This window comes from Mesorhizobium sp. (assembly GCF_017306585.1).
Taxonomy (GTDB): Bacteria; Pseudomonadota; Alphaproteobacteria; order Rhizobiales; family Rhizobiaceae; genus Mesorhizobium.
Window position 1 is genome coordinate 23352 of record NZ_JAFKIC010000168.1, and the last position, 9204, is coordinate 32555.

Annotated in this window: 10 protein-coding genes and 1 pseudogene; 7 read left to right on the forward strand and 4 right to left on the reverse strand. The window is 61.5% G+C overall.

Annotated features, from left to right (window positions below):
• Window positions 1–190: 190 nt before the first annotated feature.
• Window positions 191–433 carry a DUF982 domain-containing protein gene (locus tag J0I79_RS19800; RefSeq protein WP_292862610.1) on the reverse strand — a complete coding sequence of 81 codons (243 nt, stop codon included), beginning with the start codon at window positions 431–433 and terminating at the stop codon, window positions 191–193.
• A gap of 419 nt (window positions 434–852) precedes the next feature.
• Between J0I79_RS19800 and J0I79_RS19805 the strand changes: the two genes are divergently transcribed.
• The 5 genes from J0I79_RS19805 to J0I79_RS19825 all read left to right on the forward strand — a co-directional run bounded on the left by J0I79_RS19805 (window position 853) and on the right by J0I79_RS19825 (window position 4577).
• Window positions 853–2049, forward strand: coding sequence for a DUF932 domain-containing protein (locus J0I79_RS19805; protein WP_292862613.1), 1197 nt, complete (start codon window positions 853–855; stop codon window positions 2047–2049).
• 157 nt (window positions 2050–2206) lie between these two features.
• Window positions 2207–2431: a hypothetical protein gene (locus J0I79_RS19810; protein ID WP_292862615.1), complete on the forward strand. Its 225-nt coding sequence runs from the start codon at window positions 2207–2209 to the stop codon at window positions 2429–2431.
• A gap of 598 nt (window positions 2432–3029) precedes the next feature.
• The gene (locus J0I79_RS19815; RefSeq protein ID WP_292862617.1) at window positions 3030–3278 is read left to right on the forward strand and encodes a hypothetical protein; all 249 of its coding nucleotides are present in this window, start codon (window positions 3030–3032) and stop codon (window positions 3276–3278) included.
• 222 nt (window positions 3279–3500) lie between these two features.
• Window positions 3501–3662, forward strand: coding sequence for a hypothetical protein (locus J0I79_RS19820; protein ID WP_292862620.1), 162 nt, complete (start codon window positions 3501–3503; stop codon window positions 3660–3662).
• A 282-nt stretch (window positions 3663–3944) separates the two neighbouring features.
• The gene (locus J0I79_RS19825) at window positions 3945–4577 is read left to right on the forward strand and encodes a DUF1419 domain-containing protein (RefSeq protein ID WP_292862624.1); all 633 of its coding nucleotides are present in this window, start codon (window positions 3945–3947) and stop codon (window positions 4575–4577) included.
• A 291-nt stretch (window positions 4578–4868) separates the two neighbouring features.
• Here the strand turns inward: J0I79_RS19825 and J0I79_RS19830 are convergent, their stop codons facing one another.
• Together J0I79_RS19830 and J0I79_RS19835 are read right to left on the reverse strand one after the other, a co-directional pair.
• Window positions 4869–5081: a hypothetical protein gene (locus J0I79_RS19830; protein WP_292862627.1), complete on the reverse strand. Its 213-nt coding sequence runs from the start codon at window positions 5079–5081 to the stop codon at window positions 4869–4871.
• A gap of 86 nt (window positions 5082–5167) precedes the next feature.
• A complete protein-coding gene (locus J0I79_RS19835) occupies window positions 5168–5605 on the reverse strand; it encodes a hypothetical protein (protein WP_292862630.1) in 438 nt (145 codons plus the stop codon).
• A 257-nt stretch (window positions 5606–5862) separates the two neighbouring features.
• Here J0I79_RS19835 and J0I79_RS19840 point away from each other — a divergent pair, with 257 nt between their 5' ends.
• Window positions 5863–6543, forward strand: a complete 681-nt coding sequence (locus J0I79_RS19840; RefSeq protein ID WP_292862633.1) for a transposase — start codon at window positions 5863–5865, stop codon at window positions 6541–6543.
• A 37-nt stretch (window positions 6544–6580) separates the two neighbouring features.
• Here the strand turns inward: J0I79_RS19840 and J0I79_RS19845 are convergent, their stop codons facing one another.
• The gene (locus tag J0I79_RS19845) at window positions 6581–7774 is read right to left on the reverse strand and encodes a DUF1173 domain-containing protein (RefSeq protein WP_292862636.1); all 1194 of its coding nucleotides are present in this window, start codon (window positions 7772–7774) and stop codon (window positions 6581–6583) included.
• A gap of 185 nt (window positions 7775–7959) precedes the next feature.
• Here J0I79_RS19845 and J0I79_RS19850 point away from each other — a divergent pair.
• Window positions 7960–9204, forward strand: a pseudogene (locus J0I79_RS19850) (methylase); the annotation flags it as partial.

Genomic DNA, 9204 nt, shown 5'->3' on the forward strand with positions numbered 1-9204 from the left:
CGATCGCTAAATATTGCCGTCTTCCTGACCGTTGTCGAGTCAAGCAGATGAACGTTGGGTTGTTTCTCACGACGGCAGGGCCCGATGTTCGGCTTCGGCTGCACAAATCCCGGTCATCGCTGCGACGGGCGTGAAGCTCAGCTTCCCCCAGTCACTTTGGAAGCCCTCGAGGCTACTATCAATTTGGACCTCAGTCGCTGCGTAGGATTTTCGCTTCCAACGCCGCTACAACGAAGGCCCGTCTAGCTACCGGCGGCTGAGCTTCACCACGCAGAACCTGAAGACATGCATCCATAGCCAGTTTTCGCTTCTCCGTCTGATGAGGGAAACTCCGCAGCAGGATCGTGGCTGCGTCGTTCACATCGAATATGACGCGCTCACGGTCATGCCGGCCAACTTGCACCACCACGGGTCGGACGAACCTGCTCGACATGCAATTACACTCTCAATTCCGACCATGACACGGTCTTCGCGTATCATCACGTGGGGTCAATTTATACATTTCTGGCTGGGGCCAGAACAGAACTGGCAGTTGCCCAATCTCAAGACAAGTTGCCTGCCCAATTTCAGCAGGCCGCTACCTGAAATCCGGATGGGTCCCAGTCCTGGTGCGCAAGAAAGCACAGCGGAATTCTGTCGCATCCGGAAGGTGAAGCGGCGCTTGGTCCCAGTCGCGGGCTTTCCTGAAGCCCGAGCCTTCCTTCCTGGGTGCCAGCCTTGACGCGGCCGCTGCCGCAAGGCCGACGCATCCAGTGGCGCGCGGATGCCGGGAGAGGAAGAGGGCGGGCGGGCCGCGGTGGCGGGTGAAGGTCCGGGAGAGAGTCTTCCGGCGCCCGCCGAGGAGCGACACCCATGACCCAGATGGAAATTCACGCGCCCAAGCGCAACGAGCGTGCCGGTTACAAAGTCGACGTCAGCCGCGGTCAGCGCATCGGCCGCGTGTCGTCAGAATGGTTTAACCGGCCGGCGGATGAGCGATACCTGTCGCTCACCGACCTTCGGAATTCGGTGAAGAGCCGGTCGGCGCGCAGCAAGAGCCGCATCGTCGAAAGTGGGCTAATCCGCGTCGAGGCCAGCCGCGACGATCCGGAGCGCCTGAGGCTAATGCTGCCCGATGCGCCTGCCCCAGTTGCCCCCACGCATTGGAGTTTTGGCCAACTCGCCAGCCTGGTCGGCGCGCCGGCCACCTATCTGCGCCAGCTCCCGGCTCCGCTCGCGGCGATCAACCTTCAACATGGTCTCCTCAAACACCGCGGCGAGCAGGTGAAGACGCTGGAGATAGAGAACGGACGCCTCGAGCTGCGAGCGGTAACAGGTCCGGACTACGGCAGGATTTTCGATGAAGAGTTGATCGCGGCCGTGCAGAAGATCGCCGGCAACGGCACGGGCGACACGCGTTGGAAGGTGCCCGGCGTGCTCAACTGGTCAACGGGAATCTACAATCCGAACGTCGACATCTCCAACGACACAACGACGCTCTACGCGTCCGACCGCGATGTCTTTGTGTTTCTTGTCGACGACCTGAACCCGATCGAGGCCGGGCGGCTGCCAAATGGGGAACCGGATCTCTATTTCCGCGGCTTTTACTGCTGGAATTCCGAAGTCGGAGCCCGCACCCTCGGGATTGCCAGCTTCTATCTACGCGCGGTGTGCCAGAATCGTAATTTATGGGGCGTCGAAGATTTCGAGGAAATCACCATCCGGCATTCCAAATATGCCGCCTCGCGTTTCGCCCTGGAAGCCGAGCCGGCGCTGGTCCAATTCGCGGAATCGTCGCCAATGCCGTTCGTCAACGGCATCAAGGCCGCGCGGGAACGGATCGTCGCCCGAGACGACGAAGATCGCCAGGGCTTCCTGCGCAACCGGGGCTTCTCGAAGTCCGAGACGACCAAGATCATCGATGCCGTGCTTTCGGAGGAAGGGCGCCCGGCCACCAGCATATTCGACTTCGTGCAGGGCATCACGCGGGTCGCGCGCGACAAGCCGCATCAGGATGTCCGCCTGGAGATGGAGGGCAAGGCCAAGAAGCTTCTCGATTTCGCCGTCTGATCGACCGATCCCGACAAGGAGGACCTGGTCGCCGACCCCATGTCCTGTTCGCCGCTCCCATCCCAGCGCCGTCCTCCGAAGCACGAGGACGGCGCTTTTTCATGGCGGGTCCACATCCCGGAAGAACGGCTTTCGGCCGCCCGTCGCGGAGCAAACCATGGAACCCAACAACGTCAAGGCCCAATGTATCGCCGCAGGTCTCCTGGTCATCGAGAGCAGATCCGTCAAGTTCGATATCGTGCTGCAGCTGACGCTTGGCGGGCCGCTGGTCGCTGTCGGCCGTAAGCCTGAGCTGGCGCCCTGGCATGGCGTTCCCTACGCCCCGCTGCATGGCTGTCGCCAATGCCTAATGCGGCGGCAGGCGCCGAGGTCTGGAACATAGCCGGCATCGACACCGTACCGGTTGTCCGGGGAGGGAAGGCACAGGACATGAGCGGCCGGCCTCTTCTCAATATCTACACCACCATGACGGAATTCGAGGATCTGCATGTCCGGCACGACCGGACGCGCAGCACGAGCACGGCCATCACCGTCGACGGGCAGGCACTGATCCAGCATGCTGGCCTATCACGCCAGCATGCTGGAGGCCCTAGGGGCTCAGTCGCGTCGAGATCGGCAAGCCGAAACCATAGCAGCGCGTCATCATCCCGATCCATCAAATCTTGGGGCAGGCAGCCAGCGCCGGCGTAAGGCGTGGAGGCAGAGGGGGGTGGGGGAGGTTCCTGACGGGCTTGGAGGTTCGGGGAGAGGCCCCGGGCCGCCCGTCATGGAGAACCTGACCATGGCAAAGAACGCCATTCAGAAGATCGCGATGAACGCCGCGGAGAATATTCCCTATGTTCCGGTGGGAAAAGAGCTGTTCCTATGATGAGCAGCAAAAAAGACGCTTTCACACAACGGCACGTGCAAGATTGAGGAGGCTCGCCACCGAGCTTGGTCTTTCGCCTGGCAGCTTTGACATCCGCTCCAACAAGGCCGGAGTGGCTGTATCAGGCGAAGTCACCCTGCACCACGATCGCGTCTACATCCAGATCGGCCAGTTCGGGCTTTCCTCCGGCCACGGTATCATGATCCGGACGTGCAAGAGCCGGGAGGACTACACCGGCGGCCCCAACCACTTCGTCGCGCTCGCCATGCTTGACGACATTCCTGCACTCGCCGCGACGGTGCACGCGATCACAGGCGTCGGTCCTGAGAATTCGAGCGCCTCCAGGTTCCGCGCCGCCTGACCTTTCCCCTCGCAACCAATGACCGGCGATATCGCCGGCGCGAAGTCGCTCGGCGGCGCTTGCCGCCATGTCAAATCGGAGGGCCCGACCGATGAAGAACCTCGAGATCCACAAGTTCGTCGTTGTCTCCACGGCGCATGTTTCGGAAGCCACCGCGAAACGGCTTGACCATACCCCGGCGAAGGACTGGCCATGCGCCGGCGGGCTCTATGCCGAATACGGATGGTTCGTTTACGCACACGACGAGAACTCCGGCCCGGCGAGAACGCCATTCCCGCCGATCTCTTCGACGTCATGACCTGGGCGCGCAGGCAAGGTTGCGAATACATCCTGTTCGATTGCAACGCCGACCAAGTGGACGGTCTGCCCGCCTATGACTGGTGACATCTTGCTCGCGGCGTCCTGGTGCGCGAGCACCAACTCGAATGAAACCGGCGATTGAGCGGGGCCGGCAATACGCCGCGGTCGCAAAAAGGCCCTTGGCCCTGTCGCCACCGACCGACCGTCTTTAGATCGACTCATCCAGCTCGGCTCCGCGCCGTAGCCTGACCATGCAGCTTCACCTCCGGCTCCACGGGGCGCCGGACTTCCCTTCAATCCGCCGATCGTCCATTGCCCGCGTCTTGTCGCGCGAGCGGTCGGCTCGGCCATTCTGGAAGCAAAGCCATGACCGACCATCCAGCTTTCCGCAAAGTCCACGACGGGATCGCCAGCCGCGAACAGATGTTTCAGCTGTTCGACAGGCATCGCGATACGCCCGGCATCGATCCCTTGTCGGGCACTCCCTATGCCGGCGAATGGTTCGAGATAACAGCCTCGACATACCATTTCATGCTCGGCCTCTTGCCGCCGCTTTTCATGCGCACCGGCATGTTTGGAATGTCCGAATATAAGGCCGGGTACGTCACCAGCGTCTTTTTTGCGATCAGGATCCGTACCCGTGAACGCTGGTTCCACGGCTTCTGCGATCTTTCCGACAAGCGCAGCCCGGACGCCATGCGCGCAGCCATCATCGCCCATGAAACAGGGGCCGCCGACAGCATGACGCGTGAGGAGAAGCTCGAAGCGATCTGGAACGCGACGCATCCCGACTTCAAGGGCATTGCCGGCAATGTGGATCCCGATGCCTGGCCGGCAGAACACCAAGGCAAGCGCACCATTCTCGTCAACGCCGGTGCGCAAGGCACTGTCCTCAAGCTTCTTGAGAACCTCTCCGATAAGGAGATCGATGAACTCTTGTCGGTCTCGCTACCTCTCCGAAACTCACGCAGGGGAGGAGATGATGCGGACCGTTCGTAAGCCCCCTTGTCGGCAGCGAAACCTCCGTACGAGGTGCACTCCGCTTACTCGGCCGAAATGGGCGCTCCGGATCGGCATCGCCACCGGCGTACGCCACCCGGCGCGCCGACAATCGCCGACCTCGCTTGCTTCGGTCGAGGCAGCGGCCCAACGGCTTGCAAATGTTCCGACCCGAAAGCTGCCTGACGGTCGCGCGAGGCGGGGAAGGCTGAATTCTCCGCCCGGTTCGATCAGCAGGCAAGGCAGATATAATCGACGAAATCGGCATTACCACTGATAATGTCGACGGCATCAAAGGTGGTTAGTCAGCGGCTCGCGGCGCAGCAGCAAAACCTTTCGGAATGGCACGACGTCCGCAACCGGGCGCGAGCATTCGGCCACCGCGACGGCCTCGATCAACAGATCCAGAGCCTGCCTTGCCTCTACGCTCGTGTGGTCAGTGCCCTGGAGATAGTGACAGGCACGCTCCAGATGGATGCCGGCAGCCGAGAAGTCGCTGGTCAACGCTCTCTCCGTCATTGCCGCCCACAGCTTTTGTGCCATGCAGGCTAATGGGGTGCAAATATCCACAGATGCATTCTTAGCAAATGTTAGCTGAGCCGCATGTAACCCGCATTTCGCAAGGCACCGATGAAAAGGCTGGCATGGCCTACGATATCCGTCTTTGCTTGCGTCGACAGTGGCTGGCTGGTCCAGGCCTCCAATGGCCCGATGAAGCTTGAGAAAGCACCGTTTATCAGGCAATGACGGGTCACGAGCCCTTGCTTCTCTAGAGCCAGAACGCCCGTTTGATCGCTTGGGTATCTTATGGCTGCGACCCGCTGTATCGCCGCATCACCATCGATCCGGACGTCGAAAAGCAGGGCGCCGCGGCTCATGGTGGCTATTTTCTCCGCCTTTTCGGTGAAGCTGATTGGAAGCGCGCGGACGCTTTCGACCGCCATCTGGAAAACCACCGCATCCAATTCATCCGCCGCCATAAGAGAAATTGCCCGCAAAAGAACGGCAATTGCAATCGGCTTGCGCAAAATGTCGGACGACGCCAGCTGGCCGCCGCTTATAAGTCGAACGATCGATGTTTTGATGCCTTGCTCGAACGAACTCGCTTGGACTCGCGGTCAAAACGGTTGTTAGAAGACGAACTGGTTCAAACGTCGCTTGCCCGTCGATGGCCTTGTCCGATAAAGCTCGCCGGGAAATGTGGGGCGAGGACCAATAGATTTGTAGCTACACGATGCGACGACACATCGACTGACCCAAGTCGTTTCTCACCAAGGAAGAGACAATGAAGCATCAGACCCGTCCATTTGTCGTGGAGGTCAAACAGAAGCGGCGCAATTCCAAGCAGAGCCACTCGATCTGGGGCGACGTCGACCTGTCCGCAATTGTCGCCGAAACGACGAGGGAATCTGAGAAGGAGATGAAACTGCCAGATCGTCAGCTTATTGACTCTGATGTGACAGCCATTGATGTTGAGGATGGGTATAAACCGCTAGCGGAGCACCTTATGGCCGAATCCCGGGGAACTGAATCAGTGCAGACCGCCACCGAAGTGCCTGCGAAAGCAGAAACAGTTGAAGTAAAGAAGAGGGCGTCGAAAGCGGCCAAGGCCCAGCCAAAAGATTCGACGCGAAAGGCAGCCATCAAGTCCGCGCCCGCAGCAACTGACGCTCCCGCGACAGTTCGCAAGGCGCGCAGGATTTACTCGGTAAAAGAACGCGGCCAATTGCTCGGCCAGATCGAGAAGTCGATTGGTGGCGGCGCCAGCATCAAGAGCGCCACAGGTCAGGCCGGTATTTCGGAGCAGACCTATTATCAGTGGAAGAAGGTTGCAGCGCTCGCGGCAGACAGCGGCGACCTGAAGGACCTGCTCGCGCTCGAAGAAGAAAACAAGCGCCTCAAGAATCTGCTTGCCGACCGTCTGCGCAAGGAAAATGCCGAGCTCAAGAAGAAGCTGGGCCTTTAAGACATACTGAAGCATTGCTGGAAATTCGGCACGAAACTCAAGGCGGTAGCGGCGGCATGTCGCCTTCGCCGACCCGCCACACCCAGGAGCCGATCTCCGGTCGCGCGGCGATCATTTCATCGAGCGACGCTTCGTAGTTCTCGTCCGCTCCGGCCGGAACGACAAACAGCGCTATCGGTTCTTGCCTGTTCTGAAGCAATGCGTTGGCGATCGGCTGGTCGGGTTGCAGGTCAAAGCGCAATCCCTTCACGCTCTTCTCGCGAAGGCGGGCGAGCCCATCGACGAGCCTTTTCTCCGGGACCGTCTCGTAGGGGATCCAGTTCTCGGACACCACCATCAACGCGACCTCCTCGACAATGGCGAGGCCGGCCGGGTTCAGTCCGAATGTCGCGATCGTCATGAGATGTGAGCTGGAATCCGCTGCCCACAGGGACAATTCTTTCTCGAAACGCGCCTGCAAGCGGCGGTGCAATGCATCGTCGATGATGAAGGGAAAACCGGGCAAATGCCTGATGACGAGTTTCTGACCGGAGCGGGCGGGCACGATCTCCTTCATCTCGCCGACCAGGACGAGCAACTTTCGTGGACCTGATTTCGGCGGAAGCGCTGTGCCGAGAACCGCGTTGCGACGCTGCTCGATGGCTTGCCTGTTCTCGGCCCGAAACGGCTCGGGCACGAATAGGATATCCGCGAGGGGTCCGCCCCTCACTGTCATTTGCCCTGCAGCCTCGAGCAGATGCCAGCGGACATTCCACCAATGTCGCTTGCCGGCCCACCTCGATGTCCAGACCGTCAATTCGGCCTCGTGCCAGAGATAATGAAGGAGGCCACGCAGCGACATCCTCCTGGGATCGGCGGTTGCGGTGGCGGAACTTTGCCCCGCAGGCACGGATGCCGCCCGGCTCCCTGTCTTCGACAGGCTGAAGTCCAACTTGAGGGCCGCCAAGCCGTTTTGCGGATCGAGCTGTATCGCGCTGCCCATCAAGGCGCCCAGGCCGGACAGTTCGTAAGGCGATTCATAGGAATCACATGATGGATCATGCCCGCCGCCGCTCAACGGCATGCGCTTGATCAGGTGAAGGTCGCCGATGCGGGCGATGTACATCGGGCAGCCCGGCTCGCGGCACAGGCATAGCGGACGATCGGTGCGGGCATAGGCGCTCGCAAGCGCCGCCTGCAGGTCAGACGCTGCCTCCTCGTAGACCGCACTGCCAATTCTGAACCGTCGCATCACCTCCACAGCTCCAGGTCGCCGCCGCATCCCTGTGCGCGCATTCAAGTCATGGCTTTGCGCAGAGCGCAACCCCTTTGGTGCATCGGCGCCAGAGGCAGAGGGGAGCCGGGAGGAGTGTGGCCCGGCTGGCGCGGAGAGAGTGCCGGCGCGGGCGCCTCTCCCCTCGCGCGAAGGGCATTTCCATGAACATTGTTTCGACCACACCGGCCGTTGCCCGGACTGCTGCTCCCCTCGACGCGCCGACGCCGGCCTCCATCAACAACGCTCAAGCGATCTATCAAGCGGCAATGCTGCTTCTGCCTTTCCTCGAGCAGGGCGAGCCTGTCACCACCGCCGCACTGCGCACCGCCATGACGACCAGTTTTGGCGGCAGCGATGCGCAAGGGTTCTGGGTTTGGAAGGACGCCTATGAGGCGCTCGAAGTCGCCCAGGTGCTGTTCTTGCGCCGGTTCGGCCCTGCGATCCTGTCCCGGTCCACCTCGCCGCAGGCAACGCTGGCGATGATCATGCGCATCGCCGACCTTCTTCCCACCCATACGCGACGGTCCGACGAGAGCCAAGCCATGCAGCAGCTCTCCACGCCCTTGCCCCTGACCTTCGTCACGGCGCACGCCGCGGCGATCGCGTCTTGTGACCTCGTTCTCGAACCCTCGGCCGGCACCGGTCTGCTCGCCGTCCATGCCGAGATGGCGCGCGCCTCGATCGCCCTCAATGAGCTTGCCGCGACACGGGCCGATCTACTCTGCCTGCTGTTTCCAAGGGTTTCCGTCTCTCGGCACGACGCTGCCCATGTCGACGACCATCTCGACGCGGTCATCGAGCCGTCCGTCGTGCTGATGAATCCACCCTTCAGCGTCGGCGCTAATGTCGACGGCCACGTCACTGACGCGGCATGGCGACATCTCTCTTCCGCATTCGCACGCATGCGCGCCGGCGGGCGCCTGGTCGCCATCACCGGCACCGGGCTGTGTCCGGAAAACCCCAAATGGCGGCCGGCCTTCGAAGGCCTGCAGCAACAGGGCACTATTGTCTTTACCGCGGCGATCGACGGCCGTGTCTACGCCCGCCATGGCACCACCACTGAGACCCGTCTAACAATTATCGACAAGGTACCGGCCGCCGAACCGAAAAACTTCGTCCGGTCGCCGGGCAAAGCCACCGATGTCGAAACGCTGCTCGCCTGGATCACGGATCTGCCGCCCCGGACACCGGGTGGCTTTCCCGATTCGATCGGCACCCTATCGAACGGGATCCTGCGCAATGCCGCCATGCAGATGGCCGCCCGATCTGCGGCGAGAGCCGGACCCGTTGCGGCCGTTGCCGCCGTTCCGCAGGTCATCCGGCCAGTCCGCCCTGTTGTCCTGCGGGCAAAGCCCACCCGCCCCATCATCGCGAGCACCACCCCGGCTGTTCCCCTCGCCTATGAG